The organism is Streptomyces sp. NPDC048185 (assembly GCF_043202495.1).
Taxonomy (GTDB): domain Bacteria; phylum Actinomycetota; class Actinomycetes; order Streptomycetales; family Streptomycetaceae; genus Streptomyces.
In genome coordinates this window covers 254,109-270,152 of record NZ_JBIDAN010000005.1, presented here as the reverse complement: position 1 = coordinate 270,152, position 16,044 = coordinate 254,109, and the positions used below count along the sequence as shown (strand labels likewise).

The window sequence follows — 16,044 nt, the reverse complement described above, 5'->3', positions numbered from 1 at the left end:
GCGCGCTGGGTGCCGCAGGCCCCGAGACATTCTGGGCCGCACGCCAGGTCGCGACCTCGGCCGACGGCTTGCGTTCGGTCTCCGAATCATGGACCTGGCGACAAGCCCTTTCTCTGTTGACGAGACCGGCCACCCCGGCGGACCCGGGGCCGGTCGGCTGCCCGGCCGTCCCTTCAGTAGGGTTTTCGCAGCCGCAGCCGGTACCCAAAGGTGCGGGACGGCCGGTGGGCGCGGGTGGGACTCGACAGGGGGAGTTGCAGATGTTTCGGACGGTTCGGACGTTCGCGGTCGGTGCGGTGATGCTGGCGGGGCTCACCGCTTGCGGTGGTGGCGGGGAATCCGCGGCTCGCGGTGACAGCACGGCGTCCGCTGACGCGGGCCGGACGGACGAGCGAGCCCCCGGTGGAGACCGGGAAGCGCAGGCACCGGTCGTCCTGACCCAGGACCAGGTGCGCAGAGCGCTGGTCGACACGGAGAGCGCCCCGGACGGGTGGGAAGGATTCGGCGCCGAGATCGACGTACCGGACGAGTCCCTCAGGACCTGCCGGGAGGACACGGGCACCCAGTGCGACGGATTCGTCGCACTGGGATCGTCTTTCATCCGCCAAACGGTCTCAGGCGGCCAAGTCGTCTTCCGCATCTACGCCTTCGGCACGCCGGGTGACGCCGAGGCGGCGATGAAGGGCCTGGCGGCCGGGGAGCGCAGCAAGGCCGGCAGCCGGGCCCGTCCCTTGGACGTACACCTGGACACGGACGAGACCGATGCGTTCACGGGCCCGAAGACAATGATCGTCACCCGCCTCGGCGCCACGCTGGTTCGGGTCACGAGCGAGGATCTTCCGCAGACCGTGCCCTACGCCGATCTTGCCGAGCTCCAGACGGCACGCGTCCGACAGGCGGCCGCGCTGGAGGACGTCGGTCCGTGAGCCTTCCGGTCGGATGCGAGTACCGGTGACTCGGGGGCGGACCGGACGGTGCCGGAGCGGCGAGGCCGAGGACGGTGCGGTGTAACCAGGTGGAACCGAGCTTGGTGCGTTCGGCGTTGCTGGTGCCGGCCCGGCGACTCGCACGGGAGGTGGCGGCCGGACCCCGCCGGACGGGTTGCGGCACGGCAGGCACCGGAGGTAGTCGCGGCACCCGTTTCCACTGCCCCGCCCCGCCCCGGGCAAGGCACCGGCGTGTCCGTCCAGGGGCCTACCAGACCTGGATCGGCCGTGTTCCCGTGCGGCGGCCGTCGGCGTCCAGCAGGTGCCCCATGCGTTTGACGGTACGGACACCGATGATCCGATCGGTGATCTCCAGGGAGGGCAGGCGTTCGCACATCGCGGTCTCGCGCTGCTGGACGGCCCCGATGTCCGGCAGCCAGTAGGTGGCCAGGACGTTGGTGGTCCCGGTGACGGCGGCGACGAGCCGGCATCCGGGGAGGGTGGCCAGGGTGCGGTGCAGTGCGGTGACGTCCTTGGCCGGTGCCCGGCAGCGGAAGGTCACCGGGACCGGCAGCCCGACGAGGGGCGGAGCCACGTCGCAGCGGAAGGCGGCCACCCCGGACCGGGTGAGCCGGCCGATCCGCCGCCGGACGGTCGCGGCGCTCGTTCCGACGCGCTGGGCCAGCTCGGCCAGCGCCAGGCGCCCGTCGAAGGCCAGGAGACCGAGCAGTTCGCGGTCGATGTCGTCGAGCGCGGCGACGGGCGGCACGGCGCCCCGTTCCGCGGCCACCGGCCGGCCGAGCTCGGAGAGCTGGGCGGAGTCCAGTGAGCCGAGCCGCCACCTGCTGCCCTCCGTGTAGAGCGACGTGGCGAACAGGCACTCCACGCCGGTCACCCCGGGCAGCCGGGCCAGCCGCTCGTCCACGAAGCGGTGCAGGCCGGCCAGGTCCGGGGCCAGCACGTCCAGCAGCAGGTCGGCACCGCCCGGCGTGGTGAGTTCGACGGTCACCGCCTCGCTCAGCCCGGCGATCCGGTCGGCCAGCCGCTCCCGTGCCGCGGGGCGGCAGCCGACGAGGACGAACGCCGTGCACCGGGTTCGGGAGAAGGCCGGGCCGGGCACGGCGGACAGCCAGGCGAGCCCCCGCTCGGCGAGCCGCTCCCAGCGACGGGCCAGCGTCACCGCCGCGACGCCCAGCGAGGGTGCGAGATCGGCCCATGTGGCACGGGGGCGGATCTGGAGCGCGTGCACGAGTGTGAGGTCCAGTTCGGTGGCTGTGCCCGTTTCCTTCATCCCGGCCGGGCCTCCCGCACGCTTTCCGCCGATCGGCGGCCGATTCCTTCAGCGCTCGCACTGTAGTCACCATGTCGTGTTCCAGCCAAGGAAAGAGGGTGACACAGTGCCGGGTGCCATCGGTCGCAACCGGGGCCTGCTCGCGACCATGACGGTGATCGTGGTCTGCAGCGGCGTCGTCCAGGGCTACTTGACGCCTCTGCTGCCCGTCGTGGGCCGCCACGTCGGGCTGGGCGGCGTGGGGCAGAGCAACCTCTATCTGCTGTCGCAGCTCGCGTTCGCGGTGCTGACGCCGCTGCTGTCGCGCTGGGGCGACATCTGGGGCCACCGACGGCTGCTGCGGATCGCCGTCGTCATGGTGGCCGCGGGTTCCCTGCTGATCGCCCTGAGGCCGACGACCGCCACGCTCGCGCTCGGCATGACGTTGCAGAGCGCCGTCGTCGGCTTCTTCCCGCTGCTGGCCGGGATCCTGCGCTCACGGGCCCCGGAGCACGGCCGTTCCGGGATGTCCGTGCTCGTCGGCGCGCTGCTGCTGTCCATCGGCACCGGCGGCTTCGTCGCCGGCTCGCTGAGCGAGGAGCACGCGGTGGCGGGCCTGTGGACCGCCGTGCCGTTCGGGGCCATGGCGCTGGTCGCGGCGTTCGTCCTGCCCGCCGGCACCGCTCCGCGCGCCGGCCGGTTCAACGCCCCGGCCGCGGTGCTGCTGACCCTCGGCCTTGGCACCCTGGTCCTGGTGCTGACGGAGGGCGGTTCCTGGGGGTGGGCGTCGGCGTCCTCGCTGCTCACCGGGGCCGCCGCCGTGGTCCTCCTGGCACTGTGGATCCGCGTCGAGCACACGACGGACCATCCGCTGGTCGACCTGGCGCTGCTGCGCAACCCGCGACTGGCCGTGGTCAGCGCCCTCACGTTCTGCGCCGCGTTCGGCGCCATCGGCTTCCTCGGCGCCAACGCGGTCTTCCTGGGCTCGGAACCGGACGACGGCTACGGGATGGGGCTGGGGTCGCGGGCCATCTCGCTGGTGTCCCTGGCGATGGTCGTCGCGGGCTTCGTCGGCTCCACGGCGTCTCCCCGGCTGGCCCGGCTCGTCGGCGACCGGGCGACCCTCGTCGCCGGGGGCGGGACGGGCGCGGCGGGCTTCGTCTGCCTGCTGCTGTTCCACGGCTCCTTGCCGCAGTACCTCGTCGGGGCGCTTCTGGTGGGCGTGGCGACGGGGATGTTCGAGGCCGTCACGCGCACCCTGTCGGTCGAGGTCGTCGACGAGTCCGAGACGGCCCTGTCCGTCGGCATCAACGAGCTGGCGCTCTCCCTGGGCGCGGCGATCGGGGCCGCGCTCATCGGAGCGCTGTTCGCCGGGCATCCCGCGTCCGGCGGCGGTGTCGCGGGGGCGGGATACCTCTGGGCCTGGGGGACGTGCGCGGCGGTCGCCCTGGGTGGCGCGCTGCTCGGCCTGCTGTTCCGCGGCGGGTCCGCGCCCTCCGCACTCCCCCGGGTCCCGCGCCTCACGCACAAGGAGGAGACGGCATGACGCACGCTCGATCGGAACGGTCCCGGACGGCCGCACGCGAGAGCGCCCTCTCGGCGGCCACGGACGCCGTCCGCTCCTGGGGCGAGGCCCTGGTGGGGCTGAGCCACAGTCTGCACGCGGAGCCCGAAACGGCACTGCGGGAGCACAGGTCGGCCGCCAAGATCGCGGACCTCCTCACGGACGCGGGCTTCCGGGTGGCGCGGGGAGCGGCCGGGCTGCCGACCGCCCTCGTCGCCACCTACGGCACCGGCGACCTCGTGGTGTGCCTGTGCGCCGAGTACGACGCGCTGCCGGGCATCGGGCACGCCTGCGGGCACAACGTCAACGGTGCCGCGGCCGTGGGAGCCGCCCTCGGTCTGGCGGCGGTCGCCGACCGCGTCGGGATCACGGTCAAGCTGGTGGGCACGCCGGCCGAGGAGGACATCGGCGGGAAGGTGACGCTGCTGGAGGCAGGCGTGTTCGACGACGCCGCCGCGGCGATGATGGTGCACGCCGCCCCGGAGGACTCGGTCGGTGCGTCGTCTCTCGCCGTCGGCGCGTGGGACGTCACCTACCGCGGGGCGCCGGCCCACGCCGCCGTCGCGCCCTGGCAGGGTGTGAACGCCCTCGACGCGGTCACGCTGGCCCACACGGCGGTCGGCATGCTGCGCCAGCAGCTGCCGCCGGGGACGCTGGTCCACGACGTGGTCCTGGAGGCCGGGCACACGGTCAACGTCATCCCGGAGCTCGCCCGCGCGCGTTACGAGGTGAGGGCGCGCACCACCGGGGAGCTCGCGGACGCCCGGCGCCGTGTGCGGGCCTGCCTGGAAGCGGGCGCGCTGGCCACCGGAGCGGAGCTGGAGCTCGTGCCGCACGGCCACGACTTCGCCGACCTGCGACAGGATCCGTTCCTCACCTCGGCGTACGTGGAGGCGGCCCGGGCGCTCGGCCGGAACCCGGTGGCCCGCCACGGTGAGCCCATGGCCTCCACCGACATGGGCAACGTGTCCCACCTCGTGCCGTCGATCCACCCCTGCATCGGCTACGACACCGGGGGCGCCCTCCAGCACACCGAGGACTTCGCCCGCTACGGGACCGGCGCGGGCGCCGACCACGCCGTACTGGACGGCGCGACCGCCCTGGCCCGGGTCGGAGTGGATCTGGCCACCGACCCCGTGCAGCGGGACAGCTTCCTGCAGCACGTGGCCCGGCGCCGGGCCGCGGCCCCGGCGGGGTGACCCGGGCACCCGGCTGACAGCAGGCCGGACGGCGCGGAAGCACGACCACGGCTCCCGCGCTCGTCCGCTCTCGCGGCAACTCGGAGACGTACGGCGGTGACCACGGGGCACACGGGATCCCGAGCCCAGAACGTCACCGACCAGTGGGAGGCCTCGTGTCGCCGGCCCTGCACACCGCCCGCGCGTGCAGCGCAGTCGCCGTCCTGCTTCTCGGGTGCGCCGGTTACGCGGCGACCTACCACCCGTTGATGTCCCTGCCGGGCCTGTTGGGCGTGGCCCTCTTCGTGTGCTGTGCCGCCGATGCCCGTGCGGAGCACCAGCGGCGGACCGCCCGGGCACAGCGGGACGAGCGGCTCGCCCGGCCCCGCCCGGGAGGACCGCTCACCGCGCCGTCCCCGTGCTGCGCGTTCTGGCGGACGCCGGGCGCGTTCGCGCACGGGCCGGAGTGCGCCCGGTCCGCGCCGGTCCCCCGCTTTGCCGTCCACGACTGCTGCGAGCGCTGGTGGACCTCGCTCGGCGACCTGCACGACGCGGCCTGCCCGCAGGGCGCTGGCACGTCGGCGGTCGACCGCCAGTCGGACGCGTCGTCCTGACCGGCGGTCACGACGGCGGCGCGTCCGCGGTAGGTGACGGCGTCCAAGTCGCCTGCGTTTGTTGACATGACGGCTCGGAAGAGGCTTGAGTCCGACGTCATGAGTGACCACGTGAAGACGTTCCGCGCCGTCGACATCGGCGACGGCAGTGACGGGACCTGGGCCGGGCACGTCCGGCCGGCCATGGCCGCCGCGGAGGACTGGCTGACCGAGGAGGGCCGTACCCCGGAGGGTGCCGCCCGCGCCCAGCGGCTGTTCGAGACACACATGCCCGAGCTGGTCCCGGCACTCGACCGGCTCGCGGGCCAGCTCGACTTTCCCCGGGCCAGGGCGTTCCTCACCCTCGCGGCGGTGCGGCCGTTCTTCTCCGGCTGCACCCAGATCGCGGGCGGGGGCACTCTGCTCAGGAACTACGACTTCGCCCCCGACGCCTGCGAGGGCACCATCGTCCGCTCCGGCTTCCTGCGTCCGGTGCTGGGCATGCAGGAAGCGGGCTGGGGGCTGCTGGACGGCATGAACGACGCCGGGCTCGCGGTGTCACTCACCTTCGGCGGCCGGTTCGTCCACGGGCCCGGATTCGCCCTTCCCATCGTGCTGCGCTACCTGTTGGAGACGTGCCGCACCGTCGACGATGCGGTGGAGAGACTGCGCGTCATACCCGTAGCGATCCCGCAGAACGTCACGCTCGTCGATCCGGACCGCACGGTGACGGTCCACGTGGGGCCCGACATCCCGCTCACCGGCACACCGGACCCGTGCGCCGCCAACCATCAGCACCTGCCGGTGCCGGACGAGCAGGAGCGGTTCAGCCGGACACAGGAACGGCTGGCCGCCGTCAAGGCGGCGGGAGTCGACGTCGCGGCGATGCTGCGACCGCCGCTGTACCAGCACGCGTACGACGAGTGGCTGGGCACCGTGTACACGGCCCACTACCGTCCTGCCGAGGGCCGCGTGACGTACTACTGGCCCGGTGAGGACTGGGAGCTCTCCCTGGCCGGTTTCGCACCGGGCTCCCGCACCGTCGCCCTGGGACTGCCCGACGCGGACGGCGACTACTGAGACGGCCGCCCGCCGGCCCTCACGGTGAAACCGGCTCGACCCGGTCACCTTCTCCAGGAGAATTCGGGCATGGAGTTCCTCTGCTACCACCGCGACCGGCCCGGCTCGGCGGCGCTGCGCGACGAGTTGACGGAAGAGCACTGGTCCTCCATGGACCGGTACGCGAAGGAGATGATCGCCCGGGGCCCGACCTTCGCCGGCGACGGCGACACCCCTACGGGAAGCCTGCACATCGTCGACCTGCCCGACCCGGCCGCCGCCCGCGCGTTCGCCTTCGACGAGCCGAACTACCAGGCCGGCGTCTACCGGGACGTGCTGCTGCGCCTGTGGCGCAACACACTGGGGCGCACCATGTGGGACTTCCCCGGCGGCCGGACCGGGGGAAACCGCTGGTTGGTGCTCGGCCTCGGCACGGGACAGGCCGCCGACCTCGAGGTGCCGCCCGGACGGGACGAGCTGATCGCCTACGGGCCGCTGCTGTCCGACGACGGGGGCACATGGCTGGGCACGGCGGTGCTGCTCCGCGCGCCGGACCCGGAGACGGCGCGCGCCGTCCTGTCCGCGGACCGGTACGCCGGCATCGAGGTGCACGACTGGCAGTTCGGCGGGCGCTCCTGACGGTCGCGGGCCCAGCCGCGGCCCGCTACGACGGCTGGTGGCCGGGGCGCACGCCGAGCAGGGAGAGGAACGCGGAGGCCGCGGGTGACGGGGTGGCCCGTCCCCAGACGAGGCGTTCCACCCGTACCGGCCCGTCGGCGACGGCAACGCGGCGCAGCCCGTGCAGTTCGGTGGTGAACGCCGCGGGCAGCAGGGCGACGCCCAGGCCGTGGCGGACCATCCGGACCATCAGCTCGACCCCGGACACCTCGAAGGTGACCTCGCGGCGCAGGCCGGCCGCCGCGAACGCCTGGTCCGACTGGGCGCGCGCGGCGCTGCCCTCGGCGAAGTCCACGAACACCTCGCCGGCGAGCAGACGAAGGTCCACCTCGTCCCGCGCGGCCAGCGGGTGGTCCGGGGCGACCACGGCCACGTGCCGGTCGTGGGCGAGTTCCTCGTCGTGGACGCCCTCCAGCCGGAAGCCCGGCCGCACGCCGAGGAAGGCCGCGTCGAGCGTGCCGTCGCGCACCTGCTCGACGAGGCGCTCGCTGGCGCCCGTGCGGAGACTGATCCTCACCTGGGGGTGGCGGCGGCGGTAGTCGCGGAGCACCGCGGGGAGATCGACGGCGGCGACCGTGGGGATCGATCCGACGGTGAGTCCGCCCCGTATCTCGCCGGTGGCCGCCGCCACCTCCGCCCTGGCCCGCTCCGCCGCTTCCAGGGCCTGGCGGGCGGCCGGCAGGAACGCCTCTCCGGCGGCGGTCAGCCGCACCCGGCGGCTGGTCCGCTCGAACAGTCGCGCGCCCAGTTCCTTCTCCAGCCGGGCGACCTGGTGGCTGAGCGCGGACTGGACGATGTGACACCGTTCGGCGGCACGGGTGAAGCTGGCGGTCTCCGCGACCGCGAGGACGTAGCGCATCTGCTGGAGATCCATGCGTGGATCGTGAAGCACGATGGATGGGATGACAAACATGCGTTGGACCGCTGGACGCCGGCCCGGCCATGCTGAGAGCCGGGCCGGACGACAGCGGCCCGGTCCCTCCTGGCCCTCGGCGCCCCGGCGCCTTCACCTGTGGAGACACCCATGCGCGTGATCGCCTTCGACCACCTCGTCCTGAACGTCGCCGACGTCGAGCGTTCGCTCACCTTCTACACCGGTCCCCTGGGCCTGGAGCCCGTACGGGTCGAGGAGTGGCGGGCCGGCAAGGCGCCCTTCCCCTCCGTGCGGGTGAGCCCCACCACCATCATCGACCTCGTCAAGGCGTCCGCCGGCGGCGCGCGGGGCTCGAACGTCGACCACATCTGTCTGGTGGTCGAGCCCCTGGACTGGCAGCAGGTCGTCGACTCCGGCGTGTTCACGGTGCTCGACGGTCCCGGCGAGCGCTTCGGGGCCCGGGGCACCGCCGTCTCGCTCTACGTCGAGGACCCCGACGGCAACACCGTGGAACTGCGCTGGTACCCGCAGCACGTCTGAGGACCGGCACCGGAGAAAGGCGGGTGACAGGTCATCACCGAGGCGGTTAGCATGCCCGCGATGATGAACTTCTCCTCGTACGGATTGGGGGAATCGTTCGCCTCGGGTGAGTGCTGATGGCACATCACCTCGCGAACGACATTCCGGCCCACCTGTTGATGTGGCAGCGCGTGCGCGAGTACGCCGTGCCACCGTCCATGATCGAGACCTCGACCGCACGGCGTGCGGCCGGTGACTGGGCGGGGGCCTGTGCCGCCGCCCGGATCGACGTCGACCTCGATCTGCGCGCCGTGCGCGACCGGCACGGCACCGACCTCGCCCACTGCCTTCGGGCGGACCTGCGCCGGCTGGCGCCGGATCTGCTGCGCTGGCACATGCCCCGGATCGCCCCCGACGGGCGCCTGCGTCCCGGGCTCACCCTCTCCCTCGCCCGTTACGGCGACGCCGGGAGCGGGGCGCCGCATCTCGTGGTGCGGACGCCGCCCGCCCGGGCGGACGCCGGACAGCGCATGTCCCTGTCCCTGTGGGACGGGCCCGGCGGTGGCACCCCCGGGCACCATCCGCACCCGCACCCCGACCGGCGTTTCCGGCTCGACCTGCACCGGCACCTCTGGGACACCGGACGGAGCGGCGAACTGGCCCGGCGGTGCGGCGCGTTCGGAGAGCCATGTGAGCCTGGGGACCGTATCCTCCGTGATCTCCCCGACGGCCCCTGGGAAGTGAGTCGTTGGGCCGCCGAAGGGGAGCACTTGTTGCGGGCGGAGGGGCGCCCGCGTGGCGCCTTCACCGTACGGCTCGGGCCGCGCAACCACGCGGTGTTCCGGCTCGTCGCCCCCGACGACGGTCATGCCCCGACGTTGCGCCCCCTGTCCGGGGCGAGGCCGCAGCGGGATGCCGCGGCGCTTCCGGTGCTGCCGGAGGCGGCGGCCCGGATCCTGCCGGATCTGGAACTGCTGCGGGCGGGCCTCGTCACCACCGGACAGCTCCACCCGCTCGTCGCCGTGGCACTGACCGGGCACGGCACACCGTCCGTAGCTCCGGCCGGTACGAGGGCCGGTCTCGTACGCGCGTCCGGTGACCCGCACCGCGTGGAATGCCGGGGCGAGATCCACCGGATCGCCCTGCGGGACGGGGTGCTGACAGCGGTCGACCACGACGCCGGGCAGCTGCGCCGGGAGAGCCTGCTGGTGGCGCTCGGTGGACCACCGCTGCCGTGTCTGCGCGCCATTGACGCGGTGCACCGCAGTCCCGAGGCCCTGCCCGCGGTCCGGGAACGGCTCGCTCACGGTGACGTCGCCGGGGCGCTGGCCGTGGTCGAGGCGCTGCTCGGCCCGGGGGCGATCCTGCGCGACGGGCCGCTCCGGGACGCACTGGAGTCGGCCGCGGCCCGCCGCATCGACCACGGGATCTTCCGCTCGGGGCTGGTCGCCGTGCACCCGGCTGCCGGTGCGGCGCACGCGACAGCCGCACGCCGTCCCCGAGTCGACCGGAACATGCCGCTCGCCATGCGCCGCAAGCAGGGCAGCCGGGTCCGGCCCCGTACCGCCCTCACCTCCTGACCGGCCGCCGCCCTCGAGCCCGTCTCCCGCGCCGTGCCGCAGCCCGTGCCGCGTGTCCCCGCGAACGACCTCGGGCAGGGGCTCCCTTCCTTCCCACTCACACACCCAGGTGATGCCCATGACTTCCAGCACCTTCCTGCCCGGGTCCGCCGCGACCACCGGCTCCGAACTCGTCGTTGCCGAGGCTCTGCTGTCCCTGCTGCGCACGACCACCACGGAGCCGCGTCCCGACGAGAACCTCGAGGCGCTCACCCTGGCCGTCGCCGCCGACCTGCCCGTCCTGCTCTGGGGCGAGCCGGGCATCGGCAAGACCGCTGCACTGACCCAGCTCGCCGACTCCCTCGACCTGCCGCTGACCACCGTGATCGCCAGTGTCCACGAGCCGTCCGACTTCTCCGGGCTGCCCATCGTGGGTGACGATCCGGCCGCGCAGGGCGTGCCGATGGCTCCGCCGCAGTGGGCCGTGGAACTGGTGCGGGCCGGTCGCGGACTCCTCTTCCTGGACGAGCTTTCCACCGCCACCCCGGCCGTCCAGGCCGCACTGCTCCGGGTCGTCCTGGAGCGGAGGGTCGGCTCGCTGCAACTGCCGCCGGGGGTGCGGATCGTGGCCGCCGCCAATCCACGGGCCTCCGCGGCGGACGGATGGGAGCTGAGCCCGCCGCTCGCCAACCGGTTCGTGCACCTGTACTGGGCGCACGACCGTGAGGTGGTGGTGCGCGGACTGGGTGGGGTCTGGCCCCGGGCGGAGCTGCCCCGGCTGGAGGCGGAGCGGTTGCCGGACGCGGTGGCGTTCGCCCGGCGGGCGGTCTGCGGCTTCCTGAAGGCCCGTCCGACACTGATCCATCGGCTGCCCGGCAGCGAAGCACGACGCGGCGGCGCCTGGCCCTCGCCCCGCAGCTGGGAGGCCGCGTTGACACTGCTCGCCTTCGGCACGGCGGCAGCCGTCTCGCGGGACGTGCTGGCGCTCCTCGTGCGGGGCGCGGTGGGTGACGGACCGGGCCTGGAACTCCTCGCGCATCTTGACCGGATGGACCTGCCCGATCCGGAGTCGCTGCTCGCCGACCCGGCCGCCGCCGAGCTGCCGGAACGGGGCGACCTTCGCCAGGCCACGCTGGAGGCGGTGGTCGCCGCCGTCGGGGCGCGGCCGCAGCGGGAGCGGTGGGAGGCCGGCTGGGCGGTGCTCGTGCGGGCGCTGGAGACCGGCGCACCGGATCTGCTCGTCGCCCCGGCGACGGCGCTGGCCGCGCTGCGGCGCGACGACTGGGAGGTGCCGGACGCGGTAGAACGGCTGGCCGGGGTGGTCGGCCTGGCCCGACGGGCGGACCGGTCGGTGCAGCGGGCCGCGGAGGCGGCCGGCACCGCACGGGCGGCGGGGGCTCGGCGATGACCGGGCCGGTGCGGCGGCCGCTGCCCCGTCCGGCGGCCCGGCGGAACCGGCCGGTTCCGTACCCGATGCCACCGATCGCGCCACCGCGTCCGGTCCGGGCCACGCTGCCGGAGTCCTGGCCCCGGACCGGTACCGGGGAGGCGACCGGCCGGCCGGGACTCCGGCTGGACACGGAGAAGCTGCTGGCCGCCCGCCTGCACGCGGTGAAGGTCCGCCCCTACCTGGCCGACGCGCTCTTCGCGCTGCACGTGGTGGAGGACCCGTCGGTGCCGACGATGGCGGTGGACGCGCACTGGCGCTGCTACGTCTCGCCGGCCTTCGTGGCCCGCATGCCCGTGGCGGAACTGGCGGGCGTCTGGGTCCACGAGGTCTCCCACCTGCTCCGGGACCACCACGGGCGGGGCGAGCGGTACGCGCGCCGGCACGAGGAGCACGGGCCGGGCGAGCGGCTGCGGCGGAACATCGCCGCCGACTTCGAGATCAACGACGACATCTACGGAGACGGCCTGCCCAGGCCCCGGGGCGCGGTGCTGCCGTCGCTGCTGCGGCTGCCCTCCGGCCTGCTGATGGAGGAGTACCTGCGGACCGCGTCGATGTCCGGGCTCGCCTCGGACCTGGCCTGGCTGGACTGCGGCGGCGGCGCCGACGGGCAGGAGCGGCCCTGGGAGCTGGGACCCGACGGCGCACACGGGCTGAGCAGGCAGCAGCGGGACGCCGTCCGCTTCCGGGTCGCCGAAGGGATCAAGGGACGTCCCGGTGACGCGCCGGAGGGGTGGCGCCGCTGGGCGGACGAGGCGTTCCATCCGCCGCAGCCGTGGCGGGAGTTGCTCGGGTCGGCGGTCCGTTCGGCGGCCGGCGGACCGGGGGTGGGTGAGAATCACAGTTACCGGCGTCCGTCCCGGCGCTCGGCGAGCCTGCCCGGGGTGCTGCTGCCGAGCCTTCGCCGGACGCCGCCGCGGGTCTGCGTCGTGATCGACACCTCCGGGTCGGTGAGCGACGCGGAGCTGGGCAGCGCGCTGCTGGAAGTGGCGGCGATCGCACAGGCGGTGGGCGGGCGGCGCGACCTGGTCTCGGTGATCTCCTGCGACGCCGCTGCGGGCGTCGCCGTTCCGCTCTGCCGCGCCGAGAACATCGAGCTGCTCGGCGGCGGCGGAACGGACCTGCGTTCCGGTTTCGCGCGGGCGCTGCGGTCCCGGCCCCGCCCGGACGTGATCGTCGCGCTGACGGACGGCCAGACGCCATGGCCGTCCGCGCAGCCTCCCTGCCGCACGGTGGTGGGTCTGTTCCCCCGACCGGCCGACGGCCTCGACGAGGACGATCCCGGCTACGTCCCGGACGCACCTCCGCCCTGGGCGCGTGTCGTCACCTTGGGCTGACGGGTCCGGACGGGCATGATGCTCGCCGTGGCCTTCGGGCCCGCCTGGGCAGGGCGGAAAGGGGCCAGGCCCGGACACGGCGCCGCCGCGGCGGGTCACCGAGCGGCGGCCGTGCCCGACACATCCGAACCGGAGGGAAGCACCCCATGAAGATCCGCCTGACCAGTGTTTTCGTCGACGACCAGACGAAGGCCCTGCGTTTCTACACGGAGATCCTCGGCTTCGTGAAGAGGCACGACGTACCGGTCGGCGAGCAGGACCGGTGGCTGACCGTGGTCTCGCCCGACGAGCCGGAGGGCACCGAACTGCTCCTGGAGCCCGCCGGCCACCCCGCCGTCGCGCCCTACCGCGACGCGCTCGTCCGGGACGGCATTCCGCTCGCCCAGTTCGCCGTCGCCGACGTACGGGCCGAGTACGAGCGCCTGCGCGGCCTCGGCGTCCGCTTCACCCAGGAGCCGCTGGAGATGGGCCCGGTCACCACCGCCGTCTTCGACGACACCTGCGGGAACCTGATCCAGATCGTGACGCAGGCGCAGTAGGCGGCCCGGCCCCGGGCACGCTGTTGCGGGCGTCCGGGCCGCGGCTGAGACTGGATCCGCGAGGACAGCAGCCGGAGAGGGCCGGGACACGATGGGCGACTACGCGGACCTTCCTGGGGTCAGGACGTGGTACGAGACCGAGGGGACCGGCGATCCGCTGGTCCTGCTGCACGGCGGCTTCTGCACCAACGACACGTGGGGAGCGCAGCGCGCCGACCTGGCCGCCGCGTACCGCCTCTTCCTTCCCGAGCGGCGGGCGCACGGGCACACCCCCGACGTCGAGGGACCGCTCACCTACCAGGACATGGCCGACGACACGGTGGACTTCCTCGAGGCGGTCGTGCGGGGTGCTGCCCATCTGGTCGGCTGGAGCGACGGGGGCGTCGTCGCCCTGCTCGTCGCCGCCGCACGGCCCGACCTGGTGCGCAAGGTCGTGCTGATCGGGGCCAACTTCCGTCCCGGCCCCGAGTGTTTCGCCGAGCCGGGGATGCTCGACGCGATGACGCCGGACAGCGCCGAGCTCGCGTTCTTCCGTGAGCTGTACGTGGCCGTCTCACCGGACGGCGCGGAGCACTGGCCGGCGGTCGCCGGGAAGCTGACCGACATGTGGCGCACCCAGCCGGCGCTCACCACCGAGGACCTGGCCCGCGTCCAGGCACCCACGCTCGTCCTCGTCGGCGACGACGACATGATGACGCTGGAGCACACCACCGCCCTCTACCGCGCGGTCCCCGAGTCGCAGCTGGCCGTCGTCCCCGGGGCCTCCCACCTGGTCCCGCTGGAGAAGCCCGCACTCGTCAACCGGCTGATCCTCGACCATCTGACGCAGGACCCGGTCCAGACGATGATGCCCATCCGCCGCGCCCCGGCCCCGGCTCCCTGACGCACGTCCCCCGCGGCGCACTCGGTTTCATCGGGGCGACGGAGTCGTCGCGGCGCGGCCGGGTACCGGCAGGGAATGATCGAGGTTGTTGAGGCGGGACTGTGGGGTTTGCTGGCCGGCTCGGCACTGCTGCTGGGGGCGGCGGTCGGCTTCGGGGTGCGGGTGCCGCAGAAGGTGATCGCCACGGTGATGGCGTTCGGTGCGGGCGTGCTGATCTCAGCGGTCTCCTTCGAGCTCATCGGTGAGGCCTACGACCAGGCCGGGCTGGCTCCGGCCGCGATCGGGACCATCCTCGGCGCGGTGGCCTACACCGCCGGCAACCTGTGGCTCGCCCGCCGCGGCGCCCGGCACCGCAAGCGCTCCGGCCACCACACGGCGCACACGCAGCCGTCCGAAGCCCAGCAGGGCGGCTCGGGGCTCGCCCTGGCGCTCGGGGCACTCCTGGACGGAGTCCCGGAGTCGGCCGTGATCGGGGTGAGCCTGCTGGACGGCGGCACGGTCAGTCTGGTGACCGTGGCGGCCGTGTTCATCAGCAATGTGCCGGAAGGCCTGTCGAGTTCCGCGGGGATGAGGAAGTCCGGCCGGAGCAAGGGGTACGTCTTCGGGGTGTGGGGCGCGATCGCCGCCGCCAGTACCGTGTCCGCCGTCCTCGGTTACACCGTCGTCGGAACCTTCTCCCCGGCGGTGATCGCCGCCGTCACCGCGGTGGCGGCCGGGGCGATCCTCGCCATGGTCGCCGACACGATGATCCCGGAGGCCTTCGAGGACGCCCACCTGGCCATCGGGCTGGTCACGGTGAGCGGCTTCCTCGTCTCCTTCGCCCTGTCCCACGCCTGAGCCGGGACGAGGAGCGGCTTCCTGCGGCCGGCCTGCTCCGTGCGGCGGGCGGCAGGGGCGTCTCGGCCGGTCACCGCGGCACCCGTCGCCCGGATGTCGCTCCGCGGTGCGGGTGGCTTTCGTGGCGATCGGGTGACCGGCAGCCACGGGTCGTCGCACGCCGGGGTCTCCGGGTGGGGCTGCAGGCGGCGTCGAGCCGGCCGCGCCGGACACCGTGCGGGGCCGACGGCAGACCCGGCTGTCGGCGGCGGAGGGGCATGGTTTACCGCCGTACCGGGAACAGAGGCGCGGTGGCATCGCCCGCGCGGGGACGCGTGTCCCCCGTGTGCGGCCCTCCGTGCTAGCTCAGGAGAGTGGGACGACATGGCGCGAAGCGTCGAATCGGTCCGGCGAGTGGCGCTGGGTGTTCTCGGTGCGGTGCTGGTGGTGGTCGGTGTGGCCCTGCTGGTGCTGCCCGGGCCCGGACTGCTGCTCGTGTTCGCCGGAGTGGTGCTGCTGTCCCGTGCCGTACCGGCGCTGGACCGGTTCGTCGCCCCCGTCCGCGAGCAGGCGATGCGCGCGGTCGAGGAGAGCGTCTCCTCGCCGTGGCGTATCGCCGGCTCCGTCCTGGCGGGACTGTGCCTCATCGGCGCGGGCCTGGTGTGGGGCCTGGTCCCCGAGGTTCCGTTCGCCGGATGGGGCACGGGCGCGAGCCTGATCCTCTCGGGCCTCGTCCTTTTCACCCTCCTCGTCTGGAGCTACCGCCGCGTCCGCGCCGGCCGTCGATGACTCCCCCAAAGGC

The 16,044-nt window shown here is 73.9% G+C and carries 16 protein-coding genes; 14 read left to right on the top strand and 2 right to left on the bottom strand.

Annotated features, from left to right (window positions below; translation table 11 throughout):
* Window positions 1-260: 260 nt before the first annotated feature.
* On the top strand, window positions 261-926 hold the full coding sequence (locus tag ACGF3H_RS17305) for a hypothetical protein (protein WP_362498146.1): 666 nt from the start codon (window positions 261-263) through the stop codon (window positions 924-926).
* 268 nt (window positions 927-1,194) lie between these two features.
* Here the strand turns inward: ACGF3H_RS17305 and ACGF3H_RS17300 are convergent, their stop codons facing one another.
* Entirely contained in the window at window positions 1,195-2,217 is a 1,023-nt protein-coding gene (locus ACGF3H_RS17300; protein WP_362498144.1) for an Lrp/AsnC family transcriptional regulator, read from the bottom strand.
* Window positions 2,218-2,323: 106 nt separating this feature from the next.
* On the opposite strand from ACGF3H_RS17300, the gene ACGF3H_RS17295 reads away from it, so the two are divergent.
* The 5 genes from ACGF3H_RS17295 to ACGF3H_RS17275 all read left to right on the top strand — a co-directional run bounded on the left by ACGF3H_RS17295 (window position 2,324) and on the right by ACGF3H_RS17275 (window position 7,229).
* Complete coding sequence (locus tag ACGF3H_RS17295; protein ID WP_362498141.1) at window positions 2,324-3,742, top strand: MFS transporter; 1,419 nt, start codon at window positions 2,324-2,326, stop codon at window positions 3,740-3,742.
* Window positions 3,739-4,959, top strand: coding sequence for an amidohydrolase (locus ACGF3H_RS17290; protein ID WP_362498139.1), 1,221 nt, complete (start codon window positions 3,739-3,741; stop codon window positions 4,957-4,959). Before ACGF3H_RS17295 ends, ACGF3H_RS17290 begins: the two co-directional genes overlap by 4 nt.
* 155 nt (window positions 4,960-5,114) lie before the next feature.
* A complete protein-coding gene (locus ACGF3H_RS17285; protein ID WP_362498136.1) occupies window positions 5,115-5,552 on the top strand; it encodes a hypothetical protein in 438 nt (145 codons plus the stop codon).
* Between the two features lie 99 nt (window positions 5,553-5,651).
* Window positions 5,652-6,611 (top strand): C45 family peptidase, encoded by a 960-nt coding sequence (locus ACGF3H_RS17280; protein WP_362498134.1) that lies wholly within the window; start codon window positions 5,652-5,654, stop codon window positions 6,609-6,611.
* Between the two features lie 69 nt (window positions 6,612-6,680).
* Window positions 6,681-7,229 carry a YciI family protein gene (locus tag ACGF3H_RS17275; RefSeq protein WP_362498131.1) on the top strand — a complete coding sequence of 183 codons (549 nt, stop codon included), beginning with the start codon at window positions 6,681-6,683 and terminating at the stop codon, window positions 7,227-7,229.
* Window positions 7,230-7,254: 25 nt separating this feature from the next.
* Here ACGF3H_RS17275 and ACGF3H_RS17270 read toward each other — a convergent pair whose 3' ends face one another.
* Window positions 7,255-8,142 carry a LysR family transcriptional regulator gene (locus ACGF3H_RS17270; RefSeq protein ID WP_362498128.1) on the bottom strand — a complete coding sequence of 296 codons (888 nt, stop codon included), beginning with the start codon at window positions 8,140-8,142 and terminating at the stop codon, window positions 7,255-7,257.
* A 150-nt stretch (window positions 8,143-8,292) separates the two neighbouring features.
* Between ACGF3H_RS17270 and ACGF3H_RS17265 the strand changes: the two genes are divergently transcribed.
* The 8 genes from ACGF3H_RS17265 to ACGF3H_RS17230 all read left to right on the top strand — a co-directional run bounded on the left by ACGF3H_RS17265 (window position 8,293) and on the right by ACGF3H_RS17230 (window position 16,031).
* Window positions 8,293-8,682 (top strand): VOC family protein, encoded by a 390-nt coding sequence (locus tag ACGF3H_RS17265; RefSeq protein WP_362498126.1) that lies wholly within the window; start codon window positions 8,293-8,295, stop codon window positions 8,680-8,682.
* A 116-nt stretch (window positions 8,683-8,798) separates the two neighbouring features.
* A complete protein-coding gene (locus ACGF3H_RS17260; RefSeq protein ID WP_362498123.1) occupies window positions 8,799-10,241 on the top strand; it encodes a hypothetical protein in 1,443 nt (480 codons plus the stop codon).
* Between the two features lie 118 nt (window positions 10,242-10,359).
* Window positions 10,360-11,628 carry a MoxR family ATPase gene (locus tag ACGF3H_RS17255; protein WP_362498121.1) on the top strand — a complete coding sequence of 423 codons (1,269 nt, stop codon included), beginning with the start codon at window positions 10,360-10,362 and terminating at the stop codon, window positions 11,626-11,628.
* A gap of 65 nt (window positions 11,629-11,693) precedes the next feature.
* Window positions 11,694-13,004 carry a VWA-like domain-containing protein gene (locus ACGF3H_RS17250; protein ID WP_362498119.1) on the top strand — a complete coding sequence of 437 codons (1,311 nt, stop codon included), beginning with the start codon at window positions 11,694-11,696 and terminating at the stop codon, window positions 13,002-13,004.
* Window positions 13,005-13,150: 146 nt separating this feature from the next.
* Window positions 13,151-13,543: a VOC family protein gene (locus ACGF3H_RS17245; RefSeq protein ID WP_362498117.1), complete on the top strand. Its 393-nt coding sequence runs from the start codon at window positions 13,151-13,153 to the stop codon at window positions 13,541-13,543.
* A gap of 91 nt (window positions 13,544-13,634) precedes the next feature.
* Complete coding sequence (locus tag ACGF3H_RS17240; protein WP_362498114.1) at window positions 13,635-14,426, top strand: alpha/beta hydrolase; 792 nt, start codon at window positions 13,635-13,637, stop codon at window positions 14,424-14,426.
* 75 nt (window positions 14,427-14,501) lie between these two features.
* The gene (locus ACGF3H_RS17235) at window positions 14,502-15,263 is read left to right on the top strand and encodes a ZIP family zinc transporter (RefSeq protein ID WP_362498112.1); all 762 of its coding nucleotides are present in this window, start codon (window positions 14,502-14,504) and stop codon (window positions 15,261-15,263) included.
* Window positions 15,264-15,626: 363 nt separating this feature from the next.
* The gene (locus ACGF3H_RS17230; protein WP_362498109.1) at window positions 15,627-16,031 is read left to right on the top strand and encodes a PGPGW domain-containing protein; all 405 of its coding nucleotides are present in this window, start codon (window positions 15,627-15,629) and stop codon (window positions 16,029-16,031) included.
* Window positions 16,032-16,044 lie beyond the last annotated feature (13 nt).